Annotated in this window: 20 protein-coding genes; 10 read left to right on the top strand and 10 right to left on the bottom strand. The window is 63.6% G+C overall.

Annotated elements, in window-relative coordinates:
• Positions 1 to 123: 123 nt before the first annotated feature.
• The gene (locus tag PCA20602_RS15145; protein WP_150721943.1) at positions 124 to 984 is read right to left on the bottom strand and encodes an IclR family transcriptional regulator; all 861 of its coding nucleotides are present in this window, start codon (positions 982 to 984) and stop codon (positions 124 to 126) included.
• Positions 981 to 1,826: an IclR family transcriptional regulator gene (locus PCA20602_RS15140; protein WP_246182177.1), complete on the bottom strand. Its 846-nt coding sequence runs from the start codon at positions 1,824 to 1,826 to the stop codon at positions 981 to 983. The genes PCA20602_RS15145 and PCA20602_RS15140 overlap by 4 nt, the downstream gene beginning before the upstream one ends.
• A 266-nt stretch (positions 1,827 to 2,092) precedes the next feature.
• On the opposite strand from PCA20602_RS15140, the gene PCA20602_RS15135 reads away from it, so the two are divergent.
• From PCA20602_RS15135 to PCA20602_RS15125, 3 genes are all read left to right on the top strand, one after another.
• On the top strand, positions 2,093 to 3,052 hold the full coding sequence (locus PCA20602_RS15135) for an MBL fold metallo-hydrolase (protein WP_069340161.1): 960 nt from the start codon (positions 2,093 to 2,095) through the stop codon (positions 3,050 to 3,052).
• Positions 3,053 to 3,195: 143 nt separating this feature from the next.
• A complete protein-coding gene (locus tag PCA20602_RS15130; protein WP_150721942.1) occupies positions 3,196 to 4,929 on the top strand; it encodes an FAD-dependent oxidoreductase in 1,734 nt (577 codons plus the stop codon).
• Between the two features lie 82 nt (positions 4,930 to 5,011).
• A complete protein-coding gene (locus PCA20602_RS15125; RefSeq protein WP_150721941.1) occupies positions 5,012 to 5,230 on the top strand; it encodes a DUF2783 domain-containing protein in 219 nt (72 codons plus the stop codon).
• A gap of 107 nt (positions 5,231 to 5,337) precedes the next feature.
• Here PCA20602_RS15125 and PCA20602_RS15120 read toward each other — a convergent pair whose 3' ends face one another.
• Positions 5,338 to 6,156 carry an IclR family transcriptional regulator gene (locus PCA20602_RS15120; RefSeq protein ID WP_069340164.1) on the bottom strand — a complete coding sequence of 273 codons (819 nt, stop codon included), beginning with the start codon at positions 6,154 to 6,156 and terminating at the stop codon, positions 5,338 to 5,340.
• 303 nt (positions 6,157 to 6,459) lie between these two features.
• Here PCA20602_RS15120 and PCA20602_RS15115 point away from each other — a divergent pair, with 303 nt between their 5' ends.
• From PCA20602_RS15115 to pcaF, 3 genes are read left to right on the top strand one after another with little or no spacing between them, the layout of a single operon-like run.
• Positions 6,460 to 7,137: a 3-oxoacid CoA-transferase subunit A gene (locus tag PCA20602_RS15115; protein WP_150721940.1), complete on the top strand. Its 678-nt coding sequence runs from the start codon at positions 6,460 to 6,462 to the stop codon at positions 7,135 to 7,137.
• Positions 7,138 to 7,161: 24 nt separating this feature from the next.
• A complete protein-coding gene (locus PCA20602_RS15110) occupies positions 7,162 to 7,809 on the top strand; it encodes a 3-oxoacid CoA-transferase subunit B (protein ID WP_150721939.1) in 648 nt (215 codons plus the stop codon).
• A complete protein-coding gene (gene pcaF / locus PCA20602_RS15105) occupies positions 7,806 to 9,008 on the top strand; it encodes a 3-oxoadipyl-CoA thiolase (protein WP_150721938.1) in 1,203 nt (400 codons plus the stop codon). Before PCA20602_RS15110 ends, pcaF begins: the two co-directional genes overlap by 4 nt.
• A 163-nt stretch (positions 9,009 to 9,171) precedes the next feature.
• Here pcaF and leuA read toward each other — a convergent pair whose 3' ends face one another.
• Positions 9,172 to 10,884, bottom strand: a complete 1,713-nt coding sequence (gene leuA, locus PCA20602_RS15100; protein ID WP_150721937.1) for a 2-isopropylmalate synthase — start codon at positions 10,882 to 10,884, stop codon at positions 9,172 to 9,174.
• A gap of 291 nt (positions 10,885 to 11,175) precedes the next feature.
• A complete protein-coding gene (locus PCA20602_RS15095) occupies positions 11,176 to 11,652 on the bottom strand; it encodes an Lrp/AsnC family transcriptional regulator (RefSeq protein ID WP_150721936.1) in 477 nt (158 codons plus the stop codon).
• Positions 11,653 to 11,974: 322 nt separating this feature from the next.
• Between PCA20602_RS15095 and hppD the strand changes: the two genes are divergently transcribed.
• The 3 genes from hppD to PCA20602_RS15080 all read left to right on the top strand — a co-directional run bounded on the left by hppD (position 11,975) and on the right by PCA20602_RS15080 (position 16,024).
• A complete protein-coding gene (hppD, locus tag PCA20602_RS15090) occupies positions 11,975 to 13,048 on the top strand; it encodes a 4-hydroxyphenylpyruvate dioxygenase (protein WP_069340440.1) in 1,074 nt (357 codons plus the stop codon).
• 169 nt (positions 13,049 to 13,217) lie between these two features.
• A complete protein-coding gene (locus tag PCA20602_RS15085) occupies positions 13,218 to 14,603 on the top strand; it encodes an amino acid permease (protein ID WP_150721935.1) in 1,386 nt (461 codons plus the stop codon).
• A gap of 224 nt (positions 14,604 to 14,827) precedes the next feature.
• A complete protein-coding gene (locus tag PCA20602_RS15080) occupies positions 14,828 to 16,024 on the top strand; it encodes an amino acid aminotransferase (RefSeq protein WP_069340171.1) in 1,197 nt (398 codons plus the stop codon).
• Between the two features lie 131 nt (positions 16,025 to 16,155).
• On the opposite strand, the gene PCA20602_RS15075 is transcribed toward PCA20602_RS15080, so the two are convergent.
• On the bottom strand, positions 16,156 to 16,983 hold the full coding sequence (locus PCA20602_RS15075) for an alpha/beta fold hydrolase (RefSeq protein WP_069340172.1): 828 nt from the start codon (positions 16,981 to 16,983) through the stop codon (positions 16,156 to 16,158).
• 535 nt (positions 16,984 to 17,518) lie between these two features.
• Here PCA20602_RS15075 and PCA20602_RS15070 point away from each other — a divergent pair.
• Complete coding sequence (locus PCA20602_RS15070; RefSeq protein WP_150721934.1) at positions 17,519 to 18,238, top strand: glutathione S-transferase N-terminal domain-containing protein; 720 nt, start codon at positions 17,519 to 17,521, stop codon at positions 18,236 to 18,238.
• Between the two features lie 176 nt (positions 18,239 to 18,414).
• Here the strand turns inward: PCA20602_RS15070 and PCA20602_RS15065 are convergent, their stop codons facing one another.
• The 4 genes from PCA20602_RS15065 to PCA20602_RS15050 form a co-directional block, all read right to left on the bottom strand.
• Complete coding sequence (locus tag PCA20602_RS15065; RefSeq protein WP_150721933.1) at positions 18,415 to 19,617, bottom strand: NAD-dependent formate dehydrogenase; 1,203 nt, start codon at positions 19,615 to 19,617, stop codon at positions 18,415 to 18,417.
• A 139-nt stretch (positions 19,618 to 19,756) separates the two neighbouring features.
• Positions 19,757 to 20,656 (bottom strand): class I SAM-dependent methyltransferase, encoded by a 900-nt coding sequence (locus PCA20602_RS15060; RefSeq protein WP_150721932.1) that lies wholly within the window; start codon positions 20,654 to 20,656, stop codon positions 19,757 to 19,759.
• Between the two features lie 178 nt (positions 20,657 to 20,834).
• Positions 20,835 to 21,341, bottom strand: a complete 507-nt coding sequence (locus PCA20602_RS15055; protein WP_150721931.1) for a GNAT family N-acetyltransferase — start codon at positions 21,339 to 21,341, stop codon at positions 20,835 to 20,837.
• Positions 21,342 to 21,433: 92 nt separating this feature from the next.
• Positions 21,434 to 22,345 carry a LysR family transcriptional regulator gene (locus PCA20602_RS15050; RefSeq protein WP_150721930.1) on the bottom strand — a complete coding sequence of 304 codons (912 nt, stop codon included), beginning with the start codon at positions 22,343 to 22,345 and terminating at the stop codon, positions 21,434 to 21,436.
• Positions 22,346 to 22,378 lie beyond the last annotated feature (33 nt).

The raw sequence follows: 22,378 nt of genomic DNA, 5'->3' as shown, positions 1-22,378 counted from the left end.
CGTCCATCTTACCGTGCGTCCCGTGACGCGACCGCACACGGCCCGCGAGCGTGGCGGAAATACGTCGATTTCGGGATCCGGCGCATTCACATCGGCATCTGCACCGGAATCCGCGACCGCCGATCAGTTGCCCGTATCGTCCACCCGGTCCATCCGCTCCACCCGGTCCATCCGCCCCACCGCGCCGAATCGCCACGACAGCCGATGCGCCGCCGCGCGCAAGGCCTGTGATGCCTCTGCGTCGAACGCTGTCTCGAAGCTGCCCGTCGACCCCATCAGCGCAAGCACCAGCGTGACCTCGCCCGTGTGATCGAACACCGGCACGGCGATGGTATCGATGCCGGGGACCGGATTGCTCAGCGCCGTGTCGAAACGTTGATCGCGAATCGTCGACAACCGGGCGATGTAATCCGCAGGCGGTTTCATCGTGCGCGCATCGTCGCTGGATTCAGTGCTGGATTCAGCCCCCAAGCCCGCCATGCGCACCGGCTCCTGCGCGAGCAGGCCGTCGAGCACCGGCTCGGGCAGGAAAGCGGCGAAGGTGCGTCCGATGGCTGTGTTCACCAGCGAAAGCACCGTACCGATGCGCAAGCTCACGTGCTGCGGACGCATCGCCTCTTCCAGCCGAACGACGGTCGGCCCGACAGGCCCGAGCACCGCCATGGCCGCCGACAACCCGGTCGCTTGCGCGAGCGCGAGTATTTCCGGCTCGGCCTCCCCGGTGGGCGAGAGACGTTGCAACGCCATCAGCCCGAGCGCCAGACTCAGACCACCCGCTTCGAAATTGCCACTCGCATCGCGCGACAGCAAGCCCGCGCGCTGCAAACTCACCAGATGCGGATGCGCCTTCGCCGGCGCCATGCCGGCTTCACGTGCGAGTGCATTGAGCGGCAACGGACGCCCTGCCGTCACCAACGCTTCGAGCAAGGTGCCCGTGCTCTCCAGCGCCTGAATGCCGCGCTGCGGTTTCGCGGTCGTGCTCATGACACCGACTCCACGCGCTCGCCCAAGGCATCGATCTGCGACGCGATCGCTTTCGCCGTCGCCCGCAAGGCGCCAGCCGCCGCACCGTCCCATGCGACATCGAGCGCCGCCGTCGGACCGATAGCGGTGAGCGCCAGTCGAAGACGTCCGCTCGCATCGAACACCGGGGCGCACAGACTGCTGACCGACGGACTCGGGGCGTTCACGCTGCGCGACATGCCGTGTTCACGCGTCTCGTCGAGCAGCGTGTCGAAACGCCTGCACTCGTCGGCCATCGCGACCGAATCGGGCATCTGTTCGTGCCATGCCTGCGGCCATCGATCCTGCGGCGTGAAGGCGCAGAACGCGCGGCCGGTCGACGTCGTGGTGAGCGACATTACCGAGCCCACGTGCAGGTTCACATGCAACGGAAACGCCGCGCGCTCAACGTGCACGACTACCGGCCCTTGCGGTGCGCTGGTGCAGATTGCGACGCAGAAACCCGTCTCGCGGGCGAACGTCACCACACGCGGCACCGCGGCGCGATAGGCCGAATCGTTTTCGAGATGCAGCAGGGCGAGACGCAGCGTCATCGGGCCCGGCGCGTAGTCACCGGACATCGGATCGCGCTTGAGCAGGCCGAGCCGCGTCAGGCTCACCAGATACGGATGCGCCTGCGCCGGCGGCAGACCCGCAAGCGATGCCAGATCGCCCGGCCCCAGCGGGCGGCGCGCCTGTGCCAGCGCCTGAAGCACCCGCGCCGCGACATCCACGCTTTGTACGCCGCGCGAGCCACGGCCCGGCTGGCCAGATTCGGACTGGCTTGCGGCATCGGCCGCGCCGTCCATCGGAATTCGGTTCATGCAGTCTTGGGAGACAGGCTCCCTCGGAAAAATGGCCTAGATTTTAAACAAGTCGGCGCGCAGGTTCTGGCCTATTCGCCCGACGTCACAGGGTAAACCCGTGCTTAACCCGTGTTTAAGCCGCGATAAAAACGTCCCTCGATGGCTCACGCCGCAACATTAGCAAATAACAATCAGATTTGTCATTGACAAATATTCTGGGCGTTTCGTAAGATGCCCTCATCCAGCAGCACCATCCCCGCAGACGAGATAAGAGAGAGACAAGCATGGCCAAAGCATTCGCCTCGCAAGCCGACCTGGAAGCCAAGAAGGTCACGTTCACCCAACTGTCGGAAAACACTTGGGCGTACACCGCCGAGGGCGATCCGAACTCCGGCGTCATCATCGGCGACGACGGCGTGATGATCGTCGACACCACGGCCACGCCCGCCATGGCGCAGGACCTGATCGCCAAGATCCGCACGATCACCGACAAGCCGATCAAGTACGTAGTGCTCTCGCACTATCACGCCGTGCGTGTGCTCGGCGCATCGGCCTACTTCGAAGAAGGCGCGCAGCAGATCATCGCCAGCCGTGGCACGTACGAGATGATCGTCGAGCGCGGCGAAGCCGACATGAAGTCGGAAATCGAACGCTTCCCGCGCCTGTTCGCAGGTGTGGAGACGGTGCCGGGCCTCACGTGGCCGACGCTCGTCTTCGAGAAGGAAATGACGCTGTTCCTCGGCAAGCTCGAAGTGAAGATCGCGCACCTCGGCTCGGGTCACACGAAGGGCGACACCGTGGTGTGGGTGCCGTCGCAAAAGGTGCTGTTCTCGGGTGACCTCGTCGAATACGACGCCGCCTGCTACACCGGCGACGCCCAACTGGCCGAGTGGCCCGCCACGCTCGACGCGCTCGGGGCACTCGGCGCCGAGAAGCTCGTGCCGGGACGCGGTCCGGCACTCGTTACGCCGGAAGAAGTCGCCAAGGGCCTCGCCTACACCAAGGACTTCGTGACGACGCTGTTCGAAGCCGGCAAGCAGGCCGTCGAACAGAAGCTCGACCTCAAGGGCGCGATGGCGCTCACGCGCAGCAAGATGGATCCGAAGTTCGGGCACGTGTTCATCTACGAACACTGCCTGCCGTTCGACGTGACGCGCGCATTCGATGAAGCGGCCGGCATCACGCATCCGCGCATCTGGACGGCACAGCGCGACAAGGAAATGTGGGCCGCCCTGCAAGACTGACAGGACTGAGTTCGTTGGCACGAACCCCGGCGCGAGCCCGAATGCCGCGCCGCACACGATAAGCAGCAAGCCAAAGCAGAAGTAGAAAAACGTCACCCGCCGGCGTGCAACCGCCGGTGCGGTGCCGACGATGGAGACTTTGCATGAGCAGCATCGATTACCAGCGCCTCACGTTCGACTATCGGCCGTGCGCGGAACAGTCCGACAACGGCGCGAACGCGGTACATCCGGTCATCGTGGTCGGCGCCGGCCCGATCGGCCTCGCCACGGCCATCGACCTCGCGCAGCAAGGCGTGTCCGTGATCGTTCTCGACGATGACTGCACGCTCTCGACCGGCTCGCGCGCCATCTGTTTCGCCAAGCGCACGCTCGATATCTTCGACCGTCTCGGCTGCGGCGAGCGCATGGTGGATAAAGGCGTGCGGTGGAATGTCGGCCGCGTGTTCCTGCGCGATCAGGAGGTCTACAACTTCGATCTGCTGCCCGAAGCGGGGCACCATCGTCCGGCCTTCATCAACCTCCAGCAGTATTACGTCGAAGGCTATCTGTTCGAGCGCGCACGCGAGTTGCCGAACATCGAGATCCGCTGGAAAAACAAGGTCGTCGGTCTCACGCAGCAGGGCACGCCCGGTACGGCGGACGCCAGCGTCACCCTCACCGTCGAGACGCCGGACGGCGAATACCGGACGACCGCACGCTATGTGGTCGCCGCCGACGGTTCGCGCAGCCCCGTGCGCAAGCTCATCGGCGTGGACAGCCACGGACGCACGTTCAAGGACCGCTTCCTGATCGCCGACGTGAAGATGACGGCGGACTTCCCTGCCGAGCGCTGGTTCTGGTTCGACCCGCCATTCCATCCGAATCAGTCGGTCCTGCTGCATCGCCAGCCGGACGATGTCTGGCGCATCGACTTCCAGTTGGGATGGGACGCCGATCCCGTCGCCGAGAAAGCCCCCGAGCGCGTGATTCCCCGCGTGCAGGCACTGCTCGGCCCTGACGCCAAATTCACGCTGGAGTGGGTCAGCGTCTACACGTTCGCCTGCCTGCGCATGGACGACTTCCGCCACGGCCACGTGCTGTTCGCCGGGGATTCCGCGCACGGCGTGTCGCCTTTCGGCGCACGCGGCGCGAACAGCGGCGTGCAGGATGCGGAGAATCTCGCGTGGAAACTCGCGCTTGTGCTCGCGGGCCACGCGCCCGACGCCCTGCTCGACACCTACGCCCGTGAACGCGAATACGCGGCCGACGAAAACATCCGCAACTCGACACGCTCGACCGACTTCATTACGCCGAAGAGCCCGGTGTCGCGCGTGTTCCGCGACGCGGTGCTCACCCTCGCCCGCGATCATGCGTTTGCGCGCCAGTTGGTCAACAGCGGACGGTTGTCCGTGCCCGCCGTGTTGCACGAGTCGACGTTGAACACCGCTGAATGCGACACGTTCGCCGGGCGCATGACGCCGGGGGCCGCGTGCGTCGATGCACCGCTCTCGCGCCACGCGCAGGCAGGCTGGTTGCTGCCACGTCTGGGCGGACGCTTCGTCGCGCTGGTGTTCGGCTCGCCGTCGTCGCTCGATGCGCCGGTGCTCGCTTCTCTTGAGGCGCTTGCCGGCGACAACGTGCCCGTCGTGCCAGTGTTCGTCACCCCGGATGCCGAGGCCGCACTCGATGCGCATGACACACACAGCGTCTGGCACGACTCGGAAGGGCTGGCCGCACAGCGCTACGACGCCGCGCCCGGCACCGTGTATCTGATTCGTCCGGATCAGCACGTCTGCGCGCGCTGGCGCAAGGTTGACGCGAGCGCGATTGCTGCGGCCCGCGAACGCGCATTGGGTCGCACGGCGCCGCAAGTGGCACCGCTGCAATGCGCGGCATGACGAGAGATAGCACGGCGACGCATCGGTCCTCGTGACCGATCACGCGACAAATCGCAAGCATTTGGCAGGAAGGAGACACTTCATGGCACTGGATACCCAACCGCGTCTGACGCGCCCCGACGATTTCTACGAAGCGCTGATCGACATGCATCGCGATCTCGACGACGCACAGAGTCAGGCCGCCAACGCCCAACTGATTCTGTTGCTCGCCAATCAGGTCGGCGACCACGACACATTGCTCTCGGCGCTACGTCTCGCACGCGCCGGGGCGCTCGGTCAGCGGGATAGCGCTGCGCAGTAAGCCGTCAGTGAAGCGAAAGGGGCGCCCCAAATGGAGCGCCCCTTTCTTGTTGGTGTTGTCGGTGTCGCCGCGGTGGCGGCCATGACAACGTCCGCCCCCGGCAGACGTTACACCACCACCATCTGCGAAATCTTTTGCGCGGCCTGTTGCAGCGGCGCAAGAAACTTCGCTTCCATCTCGGCGGCCGACGTCCGGTTGGCCTGACCGCTCACGTTCATCGCTGCGATCACCTGACCGGCGCGATTGCGGATCGGCGCGGCGATCGAAATCAGCCCTTCCTCCAGTTCCTGATCGACCAGCGCCCACCCCTTCGCGCGCACGTCGAGGATGCGCGCGCGCAGCGTGTCGATGTCCGTGACGGTGCGCCCGGTGTGCTGACGTAGTTCGGCGCGACGCAGCACGGCGTCGAGTTCGGCGTCGGGCAGCGCCGAGAGCATCACGCGTCCCATCGACGTGCACCACGCCGGCAGACGACTGCCGATCGACAGGTTGATCGACATGACCTTGCGCACCGGCACACGCAACACATAGACGATGTCGTCGCCATCGAGCACCGAGGCCGAACTGCTCTCCTGCACCTGCTGCACCAGCGCTTCCATGAACGGTTCGGCCAGATTCCACAGCGGCATCGACGTCAGATACGAGAAACCGAGGTCGAGAATACGTGGCGTGAGGCGGAACAGCCGCCCTTCGCTGCGCACGTAACCCAGTGCTTCGAGCGTAAGCAGAATGCGACGTGCACCGGCGCGCGTGAGACCGGAGGCTTGCGCCACCTCGGAGAGCGTCTGCGCCGGACGTGCCGCATTGAACGCCTTGACCACGGCCAGCCCGCGCGCAAACGACTGCACGTAGGAGTCCCCCGGCTTCTTGTCAGTCGGGTCGGTCGGTTCGTTGGGGTCGGCAGGGCCGGTCGTGGCAGAGGTCATGTATCAAAGGGTTGGCAATCTTCGTGTGAACGGCAAGCGTAAAGGATTTGCGTCGCCTGTTCTACCGCACGAGACAGGCAATCTCACGGCGTGCACATCCGCCGGTCTCCGGGACGCCCCTCGCTTGACGCCCGACAAGGGAACGCTTACGCTGTTCTTATAGCGAATATTTGTTCGCTATAAGAACATTGTGAACCGAACGATGCCGCCGGACAAGACGCCATCGCCCGGGAGACAGCCAGCAGGAGCGCGGGTATCCGCCCGCGAGCCCATGGAAATGATGGAATTGCCCAGGAGGCACGTGTGATCAACAAGATTTACGACTCGCTCGCCAGCGCGGTCGCGGACGTTCACGACGGCGCGACGATCATGATTGGCGGCTTCGGTAACGCCGGGATGCCGTCGGCCCTGATCGACGCCCTGATCGAGCAGGGCGCGCGCGAGCTGACCATCGTCAACAACAACGCCGGTAACGGCGAAACGGGTCTGGCCGCACTCCTCAAGGCCGGGCGCGTGCGCAAGATCATCTGTTCGTTCCCGCGCCAGACCGACTCGCAGGTGTTCGACGGTCTTTACCGCTCGGGCAAGATCGAGCTGGAACTGGTGCCGCAGGGCAACCTCGCCGAGCGCATTCGCGCGGCCGGCGCCGGCATCGGCGGCTTCTTCACTCCGACCGGCTTCGGCACGCTGCTGGCCGAAGGCAAGGAAACGCGCGTGATCGACGGCAAGTCGTACGTACTCGAATCGCCGATTCATGCCGACTTCGCACTCATCAAGGCGCTCAAGGGCGACCGCTGGGGCAACCTCGTGTATCGCAAGACCGCCCGCAACTTCGGCCCGATCATGGCCACGGCGGCCAAGTGCGCCATCGTTCAGGTGGACGAAGTCGTCGAACTCGGCGACCTCGATCCGGAAGCCGTGGTCACGCCCGGCATCTTCGTGCAACGCGTTGTCGCGGTCCCAAGCGCTGCGCGCGCCTGATCCCCATCTGAACCGGAGCAAGACATGAACCGACTGACCCGCGACCAGATGGCCGCCCGCGTTGCCCAGGACATTCCTGACGGCGCTTATGTGAACCTCGGCATCGGCCTGCCCACGGCCGTCGCCAATCATCTGCCCGCCGAGAAGGAGATCATTCTCCAGAGCGAAAACGGCGTGATCGGCATGGGCCCGGCCCCCGCAAAGAGCGAAGAGGACGAAGACCTCATCAACGCCGGCAAGCAACCCGTCACGCTCAAACCGGGCGGCGCGTTCTTCCACCACGCCGACTCGTTCGCGATGATGCGCGGCGGCCACCTCGACTTCTGCGTGCTCGGCGCATTCCAGGTCTCGAAGACCGGCGACCTCGCCAACTGGCACACCGGCGCACCCGATGCGATTCCGGCCGTCGGCGGCGCGATGGACCTCGCGAGCGGTGCCAAGCAGGTCTTCGTGATGATGGAACATCAGACCAAGCAAGGCGAAAGCAAGATCGTCGAGCAGTGCACGTATCCGCTCACGGGTGTGGGATGCGTGACGCGCATCTACACCGACCTCGCGGTGATCGACGTGACGTCCGATGGACTGCGTGTCATCGACATGGTCGAGGGGCTGTCGTTCGACGAACTGCAACGCCTGAGCGGTGTGGCGCTACTTAATGGAGTAAACCAATGAGTGAAGTCTTTATCTGCGACGCAATCCGCACCCCCATCGGTCGCTATGGCGGCGCGCTGTCGTCGGTGCGTGCCGACGATCTCGGCGCCATCCCTCTCAAGGCGCTCATGGCGCGCAACGCCAACGTCGACTGGACACAAGTGGCCGACGTGATCTACGGCTGCGCCAATCAGGCCGGTGAAGACAACCGTAACGTCGCGCGTATGTCGTCGCTGCTGGCGGGCCTGCCGCAAGACGTGCCGGGCGCGACGATCAACCGCCTGTGCGGCTCGGGGATGGACGCCATCGGCACGGCGGCGCGCGCGATCAAGGCGGGCGAAGCGGGCCTGATGATCGCCGGCGGCGTGGAGAGCATGAGCCGTGCCCCGTTCGTGATGGGCAAGGCAGCGAGCGCGTTTTCGCGTCAGGCGGAGATTTACGACACGACCATCGGCTGGCGCTTCGTCAATCCGTTGATGAAGGCGCAGTACGGTGTGGATTCGATGCCCGAGACGGGCGAGAACGTGGCGACCGACTTCGGCATCAGCCGTGAAGATCAGGATCGCTTTGCGGTGCGCTCGCAGGAGAAGGCAGCGCGCGCTCAGGCGAACGGCACGCTGGCCGAGGAAATCACGCCGGTGTCCATCGCCCAGAAGAAGGGCGAAGCGATCATTGTGGATCGCGATGAACATCCGCGTGCGACGAGCATGGAAGCGCTCGCCAGACTCAAGGGCGTGGTACGCCCTGATGGCACCGTGACCGCCGGTAACGCTTCTGGCGTCAACGACGGCGCCTGCGCACTGCTGCTGGCAGACGAGGCGAGTGCGGCGCGCTTCGGCCTGACGCCGCGCGCCCGGGTACTAGGCATGGCGACGGCAGGGGTGGCACCGCGCATCATGGGCATCGGTCCGGCTCCCGCAACGCAAAAACTGCTCGCGCGGCTCGGTATGTCGCTCGATCAGTTCGACGTCATCGAACTCAACGAAGCGTTTGCGAGCCAGGGCCTGGCCGTGTTGCGACAACTCGGTGTGGCCGACGACGATCTGCGCGTCAATCCGAACGGTGGCGCCATTGCGTTGGGCCATCCGCTCGGCATGAGCGGCGCACGTCTGGTCACGACGGCGATGTATCAGCTCAGGCGCACGGGTGGACGCTTCGCGCTGTGTACGATGTGCATTGGGGTCGGCCAGGGCATCGCTATCGCCATCGAAGCGGTGTAAGACAACCTCACCGCCGATGTTTCAGGGCCGGGAGCGCACGCGAGATCCGGTAAGTCTCGCCACGCCGCTCCCGACGTCCCCTCCGCACGATCAGTGCCGGGTGGGGCGTCTCTGCCCTAGGTCTCCTTCAGTCCTTCCCGTCGTTCTTTGACGTTCGCGCGGCTCAGACGGCCTTCGCGACGTCGCGCATCACTGCGCCGAAGAATTTGGCTTGTGCCTCTGCATCACTACGACCGTAAGCGCGGTTGATGCCGCTGATCACGGCGCGAATCGAAGCCGTCGTCAGGTTGACATCGATGCCCACGCCGAAAGCGCTGCCCACGATGGTTTCCCCCGACATTTCCGCAATCGCGATGGCGCGTGCATCGGCACCTTGCGTCAGCGCGCGCTCCTCGTAGTGCTGCACGCGAACCGGAGTGCGCATGGCGTTCATCAGCGCGTCGAGCGGACCATTGCCGGCGCCCGACACCGTCGTGCGCTGACCGTGGATGTCGATCGTCACGGCGATGTGCTGACGGCCGTCGCGCTCCGAGAGCGTGTGACCGACGTACGCGACCGGTTCGCTCGCCGACACGTACTCGCTCTGGAACAGTTCCCAGATCTGCGAGGCGCTCACTTCCGCGCCCGTCTCATCGGTGTGACGCTGCACCGCCGAGCTGAAGTCGACTTGCAGGCGACGCGGCATCTGCACGCCGTAGGCCTGCTCCAGCAAGTACGCGATACCGCCCTTGCCCGACTGGCTGTTCACGCGAATGATCGAGTCGTACGTGCGGCCGAGGTCGCTCGGGTCGATGGGCAGATACGGGACTTCCCAGATGGCGTCCGGCTTCTGCACGGCGAAGCCCTTCTTGATGGCGTCCTGATGTGACCCCGAGAACGCGGTGAACACGAGGTCGCCGACATACGGATGACGCGGGTGCACCGGCAACTGCGTGCATTCTTCCGACGTGCGGGCGATCTCGTTGATGTTCGAGAAGTCGAGGCCCGGGTCGACACCTTGCGTGTACAGATTCAGACCGAGCGTGACGAGATCGACGTTACCGGTGCGCTCGCCGTTGCCGAACAGGCAACCTTCGATGCGGTCGGCACCGGCCATCACGGCCAGCTCGGCGGCGGCCACGGCCGTGCCGCGGTCGTTGTGCGGGTGCACGGAGAGAATCAGCGAATCGCGACGCGCGAGGTTGCGGTGCATCCACTCGATCTGGTCGGCATAGTAGTTCGGCGTGCCGATTTCGACGGTCGCAGGCAAGTTGACGATGCTCTTGCGCTCGGGCGTCGGCTGCCATACGTCGAAGACGGCGTCGCAAACTTCCTTGGCAAATTCGAGTTCGGTGCCCGTGAACGTCTCGGGACTGTACTGCAACGTCCAATGCGTGTCCGGTGCGGCGTCCGCGCAACGCTTGATCGTCGTCGCGGCCGACACGGCCAGCGCCTTCACGCCTGGCTGGTCGAGGTTGAACACGATGCGACGGAATTCCGGGGCGGTGGCGTTGTAGAGGTGAACGATGGCGCGCGGGGCGCCCTTGAGGGCCGCGAACGTACGCTCGATGAGGTCGTCGCGGGCTTGCGTGAGCACTTCGATGGTGACGTCGTCGGGGATGTGACCGCCTTCGATCAGCTCACGCACGAAGTTGAAATCGGTGTCGGAGGCCGACGGGAACGCCACTTCGATTTCCTTGAAACCGATCGCCACGAGCGTCTTGAACATGCGCATCTTGCGCTGTGCGTCCATCGGCTCGAAGAGCGCCTGATTGCCGTCGCGCAGATCGGTGCTCATCCAGATCGGAGCACGCGTGATGGTGCGGCTCGGCCACTGTCGGTCGGAGATGTTGACCGGGGTGAACGGACGGTACTTCGTAGCAGGGTTCTTCAACATGGCGGTGTCTCGATTGTCAGCAAAAGTGTCAACCGGACGACGCACAGACGCAGATAAGCTACGACCTCCGGTTGGATGAACCGGGGCTCAGGTCGGCGTAACTGGGGAAAATCAGCGGTGCTTCAGTGAGGAATTCAGACGATGCACGCGCGCAGCAACGGACCAAGCCCGGTGGAGCGGGCTAGTAGTCGTAGCGAGAGGGAGAATTGCGCGGTGATCATGTGGCACATGAGAGCACAGATTTTCGGACGCTGTCAACCATGATGTGTCGCCTCCTCCCTCGACATCACCTCACCGCGCCTCCAGCGGCACGGCCGAAGTGCATTTGATTTCATCGAGACAGACGCTCGATTTCACGGCACTCACGCCAGGAATGCGCATGAGCGTATCGAGCAGGAAGTCCGACAGCGCCTTCAGATCGCGGGCCACGACCTTAAGCACGTAGTCGATGTCGCCCGTCACGGAAAAGCACTCCTGAATCTGCGCCAGCTCCGCGACCAGTCCCTTGAAGTTCGACAGGTCGCGGATGTGGCCGCGCTCCATCGTCACGTGGACGAAGGCGACCACGCCGAGCCCGAGGCGCTGTGCGTCGAGCCGGGCGTCATACCCCTTGATCACGCCCAGTTCCTCGAGACGGCGATGACGGCGCAGTGTCTGCGCCGGCGACAGCTTGATCGCTTCGGCCAGTTCGAGATTCGAAATCCGCCCGTGAGACTGCAATATCCCCAGCAAGCGTACGTCAATCCGGTCCATCTCAATGTCACGCACTTTTATTTCCCATCGAATGCCAATTCAGAAATATTAGTGCATAACCTAGGGTTTCCCTAGCGCAGTTACGAAATCCTATTTTGTCCCGACACACTTACACTGCCCCTCATGAAATGACGCAAAGTCACGCACGAAGCCAGCAGCAGCAAGGGTTCCGACACTCGGAACGGACAAATTGCCATATCCCGACCCTTCGGTCAGATATACACAATTTTGTTTCTCCCTCGCGCGCCGTGGGCAGCGGCCGGAAATGACCTTCGGCCGGGACGTGCGTCCAATCAACCGTCATCCCTGCAAATCACTTCACCCAGTTGAGACGATCATGGCCGACCTGTTTGACAACCCGATGCAACTGATGGGCTTCGAATTCGTGGAATTCGCCTCCCCCACGCCCAATGTCCTCGAACCGATTTTCGAACAGATGGGCTTCTCGCTCATCGCGCGGCACCGCTCGAAGGACGTGCTGCTGTACCGTCAGGGCGAAGTCAACTTCATCGTGAATCGCGAGCCGAACAGCGAAGCGGCCTACTTCGCGGCCGAACATGGCCCGAGCGCCTGCGGCATGGCGTTCCGTGTCAAAGACTCGCACAAGGCGTACGCCCGTGCGCTGGAACTCGGCGCGCAGCCCGTCGAGATCGAGACGGGGCCGATGGAACTGCGTCTGCCCGCCATCAAGGGCATCGGCGGCGCGCCGCTGTATCTGATCGATCGCTTCGAAGAAGGCAAGTCGATCTATGACATCGATTTCGAATACCTCGAAGGTGTCGACCGTCACCCGGTCGGCCACGGCCTGCGCCTCATCGACCACCTGACGCACAACGTCTATCGTGGCCGCATGAGCTACTGGGCCAACTTCTACGAGAAGCTGTTCAACTTCCGTGAGATCCGTTACTTCGACATTTCGGGCGAATACACGGGCCTGGCGTCCAAGGCGATGACGGCGCCCGATGGTAAAATCCGCATTCCCCTGAACGAGGAATCGGCCAAGGGCAGCGGCCAGATCGAAGAATTCCTGATGGCCTTCAACGGCGAAGGCATTCAGCACATCGCCTTCCTCACCGACAATCTGATCCAGGTCATCGACAACCTGCAAATGGCAGGCGTCGACCTCATGACCGCGCCGAACGACTTCTACTACGATGCGCTCGAAACCCGTCTCCCGGGTCATGGTCAGCCGGTGGGCGAGCTCAAGGCGCGCGGCATTCTGCTCGACGGCACGACCGAGAACGGCAAGCCGCGTCTGCTGCTGCAAATCTTCTCGAAGACGTTGCTCGGCCCGGTGTTCTTCGAATTCATTCAACGCGAAGGCGACGACGGGTTCGGCGAAGGCAACTTCAAGGCGCTGTTCGAATCGCTCGAACGCGACCAGATCGAGCGCGGCACGCTCAAGGTCTGAGTTCCGGGGGAGACGTGGTCGTCCGCACACGCGATTGCGCGGACGATCCCAAAGGACACGGTGACGGCGTCATAAGCGCCGCGCCGTGGCGGCTCAACGGTGCCGGTTCGTTCCGACCGAACGAAAAGAGAGCACCGCGCCGCAGGGTAACAATAGGGTAAGGAACGACATGTCCGCCAATGCAGCACAAGACGGCTCGCTTCACCGCGGCCTGAACAATCGTCACATCCAATTGATCGCGCTAGGTGGCGCGATCGGCACCGGCCTCTTTCTCGGCATCGCCCAAACCATCAAGACCGCCGGCCCCTCCGTTCTGCTGGGCTACGCCATCGCCGGCATCGTCGCGTTCTTCATCATGCGACAGCTCGGCGAAATGGTCGTCGACGAACCCGTCGCCGGTTCGTTCAGTTACTTCGCCAACAAGTATTGCGGTCAGTTCGCGGGCTTCGTGTCCGGATGGAACTACTGGGTGTTGTACGTGCTGGTCTCGATGGCAGAACTCTCCGCCGTCGGCATCTACGTGCAGTACTGGTGGCCCGCGATTCCCACGTGGGTCTCGGCACTCGTGTGCTTCGGCATCATCAACGCCATCAATCTCTCCAGCGTGAAGTCGTATGGCGAGATGGAATTCTGGTTCGCCATCATCAAGGTCGCCGCCATCGTCGGCATGATCGGGTTCGGCGGCTACCTGCTCTTCTCCGGCAACGCCGGCCCCGAAGCGAGCGTCGCCAACCTGTGGCAACACGGCGGCTTCTTCCCGAATGGCGTGTCCGGCCTCGTCATGGCGATGGCCGTCATCATGTTCTCCTTCGGCGGGCTCGAACTGGTCGGCATTACGGCAGCGGAAGCGGACGATCCGTCGCGCACCATTCCGCGCGCCACCAATCAGGTCATCTACCGCATTCTGATCTTCTACGTGGGTGCGCTCGGCGTGCTGCTCTCGCTGTATCCGTGGGAGAAAGTCGTGACCGGCGGCAGCCCGTTCGTGCTGATCTTCCATGAGCTGAACAGCAACTTCGTCGCGCATGTGCTCAACGCCGTGGTGCTCACCGCCGCCCTGTCCGTCTACAACAGCGGTGTGTACTGCAACAGCCGCATGCTTTACGGTCTGGCCGGTCAGGGCAATGCGCCGCGCGCGCTGCTCAAGGTCAATTCCCGAGGCATTCCGCTGGCCGCGCTCGGCGTGTCTGCCGCCGCGACCGCCGTGTGCGTGGTGATCAACTACTTCATGCCGGGCAAGGCGTTCGAACTGCTGATGGGGCTGGTCGTCTCGGCCCTCATCATCAACTGGGCGATGATCAGCGTGATTCACCTCGCGTTTCGCCGTGCCAAGGCACGCGCCGGGCAGAGCACGGTCTTCAGGAGTCTCGGTTATCCGCTCACGAACTACCTTTGCCTCGCGTTCCTCGCCGGGATTCTGGTCGTGATGTACCTGATCCCCGATCTGCGCCTGTCCGTCTATCTGATTCCGGTGTGGCTGGTCGCGCTGGGCATCGGATACCGCCTGCGTCAGAAAAACAGCGCCGCCCCGGTTCCGGTCAGCGCAACGCGTTAAATATCGGTCAACGCGTCACCCCATGCCGCTCCGGGCGTCTGCCGCCCGGGGCGCACCCGGCAGTGCCGCACTAGCGGTATCATCAGTCGTTTGAGGCAACCGACGACGCCCGACAGCGCCCGACGTCCTCCGCAGTCCATGACCGGCACCGCGCTCGGGCAGGGGCTGGGCCGGCGCTCATGCGCCCGCATCACCGACTTTCTTTCGTTTTTTCAGGAACTGCCATGTTCGAACACATCGATGCCTATCCCGGTGACCCGATCCTCTCGCTGAACGAAAACTTCGCGAAGGATCCGCGTACCAACAAGGTCAACCTGAGCATCGGCATCTATTACGACGACGCCGGACGTCTGCCGGTCATGAATGCGGTCCGTCAGGCCGAGGCCCTGCTGCTGGCCGAAGTCGGTCCGAAGCCGTATCTGCCGATGGCCGGTTTCGCCAACTATCGCGACGCCGTGCAAGGTCTGGTGTTCGGTGAAGATTCGCCGGCGCGCAAGAACGGCAGCATCGCCACTGTGCAGACGCTCGGCGGCTCGGGTGCACTCAAGGTCGGCGCCGACTTCATCAAGCGCTACTTCCCGGATTCGCAGGTGTGGGTGAGCGATCCGACGTGGGACAACCACCGCTTCATCTTCGAGCGCGCCGGTTTCACCGTGAATACGTACCCGTATTACGACGAAGCCACCGGCGGCCTGCAATTCGAAGCGATGGTCGACGCCATCGACAAGCTGCCGGCGCGCAGCGTGGTACTGCTGCACGCGTGCTGCCACAACCCGACCGGTGTCGACCTGAACGACGCGCAATGGGTGCAACTGATCGAAGTGATCAAGCAGCGCGAACTGCTGCCCTTCGTCGACATGGCGTACCAGGGCTTCGGTTCGGGCATCGACGCCGATGCGTTCGTGATTCGCGAACTGGCGCGTCAGGGTCTGCCGGCTTTTGTCGCCAATTCGTTCTCGAAGAACTTCTCGCTGTACGGCGAGCGTTGCGGCGGCCTGTCGGTCATCTGCGAATCGTCGGAAGCAGCCGACCGTGTGCTGGGTCAACTGACGAGCGCCGTGCGCTCGAACTACAGCAACCCGCCGACGCATGGCGCGAAGATCGTTGCGAAGGTGCTGAGCACGCCGGAGCTGCGCAAGTCGTGGGAAGACGAACTCTCGGCGATGTGCCAGCGCATCACCCGCATGCGCGGCGCCATCCATGAAGGTCTGCGCGGTCACGTGCCGGACAACATGCTCACGCGTTATCTGGAACAGCGCGGCATGTTCACGTACACGGGTCTGACGGCCGCACAGGTCGACGTGTTGCGCGAAACCCATGGCGTCTATCTCATCCGCTCGGGCCGTATGTGCGTGGCCGGTCTGAACGAGAGCAACGTTGCCGTGGTGGCCGAGAGCATCGCCAAGGTGTTGAACGGCTGAGGATCGCCGGGAGCGGTTGAATCCCGGTCAATGACCGGGGCTTCGCCGGAACACCGATCGAACGCTGACGAAAAAGGGACGGCAACTGCCGTCCCTTTTTTTATGCGTCATCCATCATGCATTCCGACGCTTCACGACGCCTTGCGCAGGAACGCCAGCAGATCGGCATTCACCTTGTCCGCTTCGACCGTGCACATGCCGTGCGCGCCGCCCGGATAGATCTTCAACGTGGCGTTCTTGACGATCTGCGCCGTGAGCTTGCCCGAATCGTCGATGGGCACGATCTGGTCGTCGTCGCCGTGCAGCACCAGCGTCGGTACGTCGATCTTCTTCAGGTCTTCGGTGTAATCGACCTCGGAGAACTCTTTGACGCACAGATACTGGCCGAGGTGCGAGCCCCACATCCCCTGCAACCAGAACGCATCGATCACGCCTTGCGACTGCTTGGCGTTCGGACGGTTGTAGCCGTAAAACGGCACCGCCAGATCCTTGTAGAACTGCGAGCGATTGGCGGCGACGTTCGTGCGAATTTCGTCGAATACCGCGATGGGCAGGCCGCCGGGGTTCTTGTCCGACTTCACCATGACGGGCGGCACGGCGCCGATGAGCACGGCCTGTGCGGCACGCTTCGTGCCATGACGTCCGAGGTAGTGCGCGACTTCGCCGCCCCCCGTGGAGTGGCCGATGAACGTGGCGTCCTTCAGATCGAGATGCTCGACGAGGGCCGCGAGGTCGTCGGCGTAAGTGTCCATGTCGTTGCCGGTGCCCGGCTGGTCAGAGCGGCCGTGGCCGCGACGATCGTGCGCGATCACGCGAAAGCCGTGCTGAACCAGGAACAGCATCTGGGCGTCCCAGGCGTCGGCGCTGAGCGGCCAGCCGTGGGAGAACACGACCGGGCGGCCACTGCCCCAGTCCTTGTAGAAAATCGAAGTGCCATCCTTCGTCTTGAACGTGCTCATGGTGTCATCCTTGCGCGATGCGCGGTAGAACCTACGAAACCTAAGAACGATAGCGAGGGGTCGCGACGTGGCGCCGGTGAAGGCGGGGGATGCCACGTCACGACACGACTGACAGCGCGGCGTAATTGAAATTACTGCGTGAAATTACTGCATGAAATGACGGCGAGAGACAGCGGCGGGAAACACAGCCGCTCAGCCCAAATCGCAGCAAAACCAACGGCCGGCCAGTGTGACAGGACTTCGCACGTCGGCACGTTGACCAACGGCGGCGAAGGCTTTCAATTTAAGGCGTCGGTGAGCGCAGTTGCAAGGTGAAAATTTTTGACGCGCAAATGAGTGACATTCACGAAACCTCGCTCACGTCTGTCATGAAAGGGATCCTGATGTTGCAGGCGGGTGCGGCGGTAGCGAGGCCCGTCGGACGTAGCAAGACGCGACGACCGGCCCGATCGACTCGCCAGCACGTCCGGGCGCTTGGCGTTATATTGGGCGTCCCGCGGTGTTGTCGGCCGCTTACACGAATGCGTCGATCCCCATGTCCGATCCGTCCGCCGAATTGTCCCAGTTTCCGATCACGCGCAAGTGGCCTGCTGCGCATCCGGAACGTCTGCAACTGTATTCGCTGCCCACGCCCAACGGCGTGAAGGTATCGATCATGCTCGAAGAAATCGGGCTGCCTTACGAAGTCCATCTCGTGAGCTTTCAGACCGACGACCAATTCTCGTCGGAATTCCTGTCACTCAACCCCAACAACAAGATTCCCGCGATCGTCGATCCGAACGGCCCCGGCGGCAAGCCGCTGCCGCTGTTCGAGTCAGGCGCCATTCTCTGGTACCTCGCCGAGAAGACCGGCAAGCTGCTGCCCGTCGATCCGGCCGCGCGCTACGAAACGCTGCAATGGGTGATGTTCCAGATGGGCGGCGTCGGCCCGATGTTCGGGCAACTGGGCTTCTTCCACAAGTTCGCCGGCAAAGAGTATGAAGATAAGCGTCCGCGCGACCGCTACGTTGCCGAATCGAAGCGTCTGCTCGCCGTGCTCGACGCGCGTCTGGCCGATCACCAGTGGATCATGGGCGACGAGTACACCATTGCCGACATCGCCACGTTCCCGTGGATCCGCAATCTCGTCGGTTTCTATGAAGCCGGCGAACTGATCGGCTTCGATCAGTTCAAGCACGTGCAGCGCGCCTTGGGGGCATTCGTCGCCCGCCCGGCCGTGATTCGCGGGCTGGACATTCCGAAGCGCCCCGCCTGAGCGCCACGCCTTGCGATATCGCGATCTGCCTCAGGAAAAAAAGCCGGCGCATCGATGAGATGGCCGGCTTGAGATCGCGATGTTGCACGAGGAGGTAACACCCCGCCGGACGTCGGACCGACGACCCGGCGGGTACAACAGGAACAGCAAGAAGAGAACTACAAGACTGCACAAGGTTAGGCAGACTTCTTGAAGCGCGCCGCTTCTTCCGAGCCGCCCGTGGCGTTACCGGCACTGTACGAGTGCGCGCCCACGCCGGCGAGCTTGCCGCCCTGCACGATCAGATACTCGTTGCGGATCGGACGATTCTCGAAATAGCACTCCAGAATTTCGCGCGTCCCGGCGGCGTAACGCGTTTGCGCCGAGAGGCTCGTGCCGGAGATGTGCGGCGTCATGCCGTGATGCGGCATGGTGCGCCACGGGTGATCGGCCGGTGCCGGTTGCGGGAACCACACATCACCGCCGTAGCCTGCAAGCTGACCGCTCTCGAGGGCGGCAGCGACCGCGTCGCGATCGCACAGCTTGCCGCGTGCCGTGTTGATCAGGTAGGCGCCACGCTTGAAGTGCTTCAGGCTGTCGGCGTTGATCATGTGCTCCGTTTCCGGGTGCAGCGGGCAGTTCAGCGTAACCACGTCGCAAGCCTTCGCGAGGCTTTCCAGGCTCGTGTGGTGCGTGAGGTTCAGTTCCTTCTCGACCGACTCCGGCAGACGGTGGCGATCGAGATAGTGCAGATGCGTGCCGAACGGCTTCATCAGACGCAGCACCCGCAGGCCGATACGCCCTGCGGCAACCGTGCCGACGTGCATGCCTTCCAGATCGTACGAACGCTCGACGCAATCGGCGATGTTCCAGCCGCCCTTGAGCACCCAGTTGTACGACGGCAGGTAGTTACGCACGAGGGCGAGCGTCGTCATCACGTGTTCGGCAACGCTGTTGCTGTTGCAATACGTGACTTCCGCGACGGTGATGCCATGCTCCATCGCTGCCTGAAGATCGGTGTGATCCGAGCCGATACCGGCGGTCACGATCATCTTCAGCTTCTTGGCGCGCTTGATGCGCTCGGCCGTCATGTAAGCAGGCCAGAACGGTTGCGAGATCACGATTTCGGCATCGGCCAGTTCGCGATCGAGCACGCTGTTGTCGCCATCCTTGCTCGACGTCACCACGAGTTGGTGACCGTTCGATTCGAGGTACTTGCGCAGGCCCAGCTCGCCCGACACGCTGCCAAGCAGTGCGCCCGGCTGGAAGTCGATGGCGCGCGGCGTCGGCAGCGTCTGACCGTCGGGGTAGCACTCGATCTTCGGCAGATCGTCGCGGGCGTAGGTCTTCGGGTATCCGGTAACGGGGTCGTCGTACAGAACACAAACAATCTTGGCCATGGTGTCTCGCTCCTGAATGGTTATTTGCAAGATGTCTGCTTGGCGGCGCATGCCGGCGTCGCTGCATTGAGGCCAATGATCGGTGTATGTGTTTCGTCTGGAAAATCGTTCCGGCTGATCGGTTGATCGGCGAGACCTATCAATCGTTGGCGAAGGCCGAGAGGTGCCAGCAGGCGGACGTAAATCGCACGACGCCGTCGCGCACGAACGGGGCAAAGGCCTCGACGATCGTATCGACGACCCGTTCGCGATCCAGCGGTGCCAGCCGCGTCAGCGCCAGGCCGACCGGGCCCACCTGCGACGCGTAATCCCGCAGATCGGCCTGTGCGAACGAGCACTCGAAGTCCACCGGCGAGAGCGTGACATCGGCCCATCCGGCAGACGTCAGAATGCCGGAGACGCGTTCCCGATCCGCAAAGCCGAACTGCCCCGGCGCGCCCGCCCGTCGCGTTGGCAAGTCGCTCAGTAGTGGTCTGGCGGCGCGATCGGAAACCGTCATGAACGCATTGTCGTCGGCGCCACGCCACGCGAGGGCATGCAGCGATGCCCCGGGCCGTGCACACGCACGCAGGTTGCTGAACGCCGCCACAGGATCGTCGAAGAACATCACCCCGAGTCGCGAGACGATGACGTCGAAGTGCGCGGGCGGGAATGCGTGCGTTTGCGCGTCGGCACACACAAACGTTACCGGCGAACGTGCATGCGCCGCGCGAGTGCGCGCTTCGGCAATCATCGGTGCGGAAATGTCCGCCCCGGTGAGTTGCCACGGATGTCCCAACGCGTTGGCGAGCGCCAGCGTCGTCCCCCCGGTGCCACAACCGACGTCGAGCATGCGCCCCGACGGCGTGTGCTGTGCGACGTCGCGAGCGCGGTCGATGAGGAATCTCGCGAGCGGCACGAACATCTGGTCGAGTACGGCGCGATTGTTCACCCATGCGTTGCCCGACCGTCCGTTCCAAAGCTCGGACTGATCGCGATTGGATGACGTGATGGGGGCAGTGTTGGCTGCGGCGATGGATTCGTTGCGTGGATCGGTCATTGGCAAACCTCATGAAGCCTGTGTTTGAGGTGCACGCCGCACGGACGTCAGTCGATCCCCATGATGTTCCGGCGTCCGTCCGGTATCGCGCACGTCATCGAGTGTGCCAATTCAAGCCGACTTGAGGTCAAGCGCTATTTTCACGACGTGCCCGCGCGGACCGCAACGTTCGATGCCATCACGCCGTGGCATCGAACGCGTCGTGATAACGCACGGTTCCCGACGGCACGTTGTTTTCGAACGCGATGATCTGGAAATACTCGGCAGGCACGCCCGGGAGCGAAACGCCCGGCTCGGCGCGGAATCCGAATCGTCCATAGTACGCAGGGTCGCCAAGCACCACACAGCCCGAGGCGCCGAGACGACGCAGCGCATCGAGCGCCTCATGCATGAGCCGGCTGCCGACGCCGCCGCGTTGCCGGTCAGGCGCGACGGAAATCGGCCCGAGGCCATACCAATGCGCACTGCCATCGGAAATCGTTACCGGCGATACGGCGACGTGACCGATGACGGTGTCGTGATCGAGCGCCACGAGCGACACCGTCAATTGCCCCTCGCGGCGAAGTGCTGCGACGATGAACTGTTCGGTATGTGCCGTGTGCGGTGCGTCGCGAAATGCGGCGATCGTCAGCGCGTGGATGGCATCGATGTCGGCGGGGGTCTCGTTTCGGATGATGAGCGTCATGGCGGCATTGTATGCCCGCACTCACGGCCCGGGCACGGCCTGCCCGCCGGTTCCAGCGAGCGGCATGAGGTCCATGTCACCCGCTCGTCGCGTCAGACGGTCAGCAAGGCATCGAGTCGCGTCTGCAAGTCCACCGCTCTGAACGACGCAACAGCCGCTTCCAGCAACGGGGGACGCGGTTGTCGTTCGCGCAGAATCAGGCCGATCTCGCGGTGCAACGCGGGTTGCAGCGGTACCGCATGCAACTCGTCGCGCATCTCGGCCAGGCACAGCACGCTGTGCGGCACGATGCTGAAGAGACCGGCGCATCGCACATGCGCGTACAACGCCATGAGCGAATCCGTCTCGACTCGTGGCGACGCCGAGGTGCCCGCCCTCGCCAGCGCCGCATCGATCCCCTGACGGCACTGCATATTGCCCGTGAGCAGGCATAGCGGCAGCTTCGCGGCCTCGTGCCATGACAATGACGTGCGCCCGGCCAGCGCCGACTCGTCACGGGCAATCAGCACGTAACGCTCGCGAAACAGGGAGATGGTCTCGAACTCGCGCAGATGCGGATCGTCGAGATAGCTGAGCCCCACATCCAGATCGAGTTCGGAGAGTTGTCGCAGCGCCTGCGTGGCCGACAGCGTGAAGACTTCATGGCGCATGCCGGGGAAGTCGCGCAGACACGCGTCGGTAAGCAATGGCACCAGCGGCAACGCCGTGGGAATCGCACCAATGCGCAGGCATCCGGTGACCTCACGACGACTGGCACTCGCCTCCTGACGCAACCCCTCGCAGTCGGCCAGCACCTGACGCGCCCACGCCAGCACCCGCTCCCCCTCCGGCGTAAAGCCTTCGAAGCGGCGGCCGCGCCGCACGATCGGCAGCCCGAACTCCTCCTCGATGCTCCGGATGGCGCCGGAGAGTGTCGGCTGCGACACGTTGCACAGTTCGGCAGCGCGCCGGAAATGCTGCGCCTGCGCGAGCGCTACGAGATAACTCAACTGCCGGATGAACATGCCTGTGTCTCCCCCAGGTCACTCTGCACCGTC

The sequence above is a fragment of the Pandoraea capi genome, from assembly GCF_902459735.1.
Lineage (GTDB): Bacteria > Pseudomonadota > Gammaproteobacteria > Burkholderiales > Burkholderiaceae > Pandoraea > Pandoraea capi.
The sequence above is the reverse complement of the archived record's forward strand: the minus strand, read 5'-3'. Positions and strand labels throughout refer to the sequence as shown.

Bases quoted from the DNA above. Each gene is read 5' to 3' on its own strand.
- PCA20602_RS15050 (WP_150721930.1), bottom strand. From the start codon at position 22,345: ATGTTCATCCGGCAGTTGAGTTATCTCGTAGCGCTCGCGCAGGCGCAG.
- PCA20602_RS15080 (WP_069340171.1), top strand. From the start codon at position 14,828: ATGTTCGAACACATCGATGCCTATCCCGGTGACCCGATCCTCTCGCTG.
- leuA (WP_150721937.1), bottom strand. From the start codon at position 10,884: ATGTTGAAGAACCCTGCTACGAAGTACCGTCCGTTCACCCCGGTCAAC.
- PCA20602_RS15130 (WP_150721942.1), top strand. From the start codon at position 3,196: ATGAGCAGCATCGATTACCAGCGCCTCACGTTCGACTATCGGCCGTGC.
- hppD (WP_069340440.1), top strand. From the start codon at position 11,975: ATGGCCGACCTGTTTGACAACCCGATGCAACTGATGGGCTTCGAATTC.
- pcaF (WP_150721938.1), top strand. From the start codon at position 7,806: ATGAGTGAAGTCTTTATCTGCGACGCAATCCGCACCCCCATCGGTCGC.
- PCA20602_RS15060 (WP_150721932.1), bottom strand. From the start codon at position 20,656: ATGACCGATCCACGCAACGAATCCATCGCCGCAGCCAACACTGCCCCC.
- PCA20602_RS15055 (WP_150721931.1), bottom strand. From the start codon at position 21,341: ATGACGCTCATCATCCGAAACGAGACCCCCGCCGACATCGATGCCATC.
- PCA20602_RS15120 (WP_069340164.1), bottom strand. From the start codon at position 6,156: ATGACCTCTGCCACGACCGGCCCTGCCGACCCCAACGAACCGACCGAC.
- PCA20602_RS15085 (WP_150721935.1), top strand. From the start codon at position 13,218: ATGTCCGCCAATGCAGCACAAGACGGCTCGCTTCACCGCGGCCTGAAC.
- PCA20602_RS15145 (WP_150721943.1), bottom strand. From the start codon at position 984: ATGAGCACGACCGCGAAACCGCAGCGCGGCATTCAGGCGCTGGAGAGC.
- PCA20602_RS15070 (WP_150721934.1), top strand. From the start codon at position 17,519: ATGTCCGATCCGTCCGCCGAATTGTCCCAGTTTCCGATCACGCGCAAG.
- PCA20602_RS15140 (WP_246182177.1), bottom strand. From the start codon at position 1,826: ATGAACCGAATTCCGATGGACGGCGCGGCCGATGCCGCAAGCCAGTCC.
- PCA20602_RS15135 (WP_069340161.1), top strand. From the start codon at position 2,093: ATGGCCAAAGCATTCGCCTCGCAAGCCGACCTGGAAGCCAAGAAGGTC.
- PCA20602_RS15075 (WP_069340172.1), bottom strand. From the start codon at position 16,983: ATGAGCACGTTCAAGACGAAGGATGGCACTTCGATTTTCTACAAGGAC.
- PCA20602_RS15065 (WP_150721933.1), bottom strand. From the start codon at position 19,617: ATGGCCAAGATTGTTTGTGTTCTGTACGACGACCCCGTTACCGGATAC.
- PCA20602_RS15110 (WP_150721939.1), top strand. From the start codon at position 7,162: ATGAACCGACTGACCCGCGACCAGATGGCCGCCCGCGTTGCCCAGGAC.
- PCA20602_RS15125 (WP_150721941.1), top strand. From the start codon at position 5,012: ATGGCACTGGATACCCAACCGCGTCTGACGCGCCCCGACGATTTCTAC.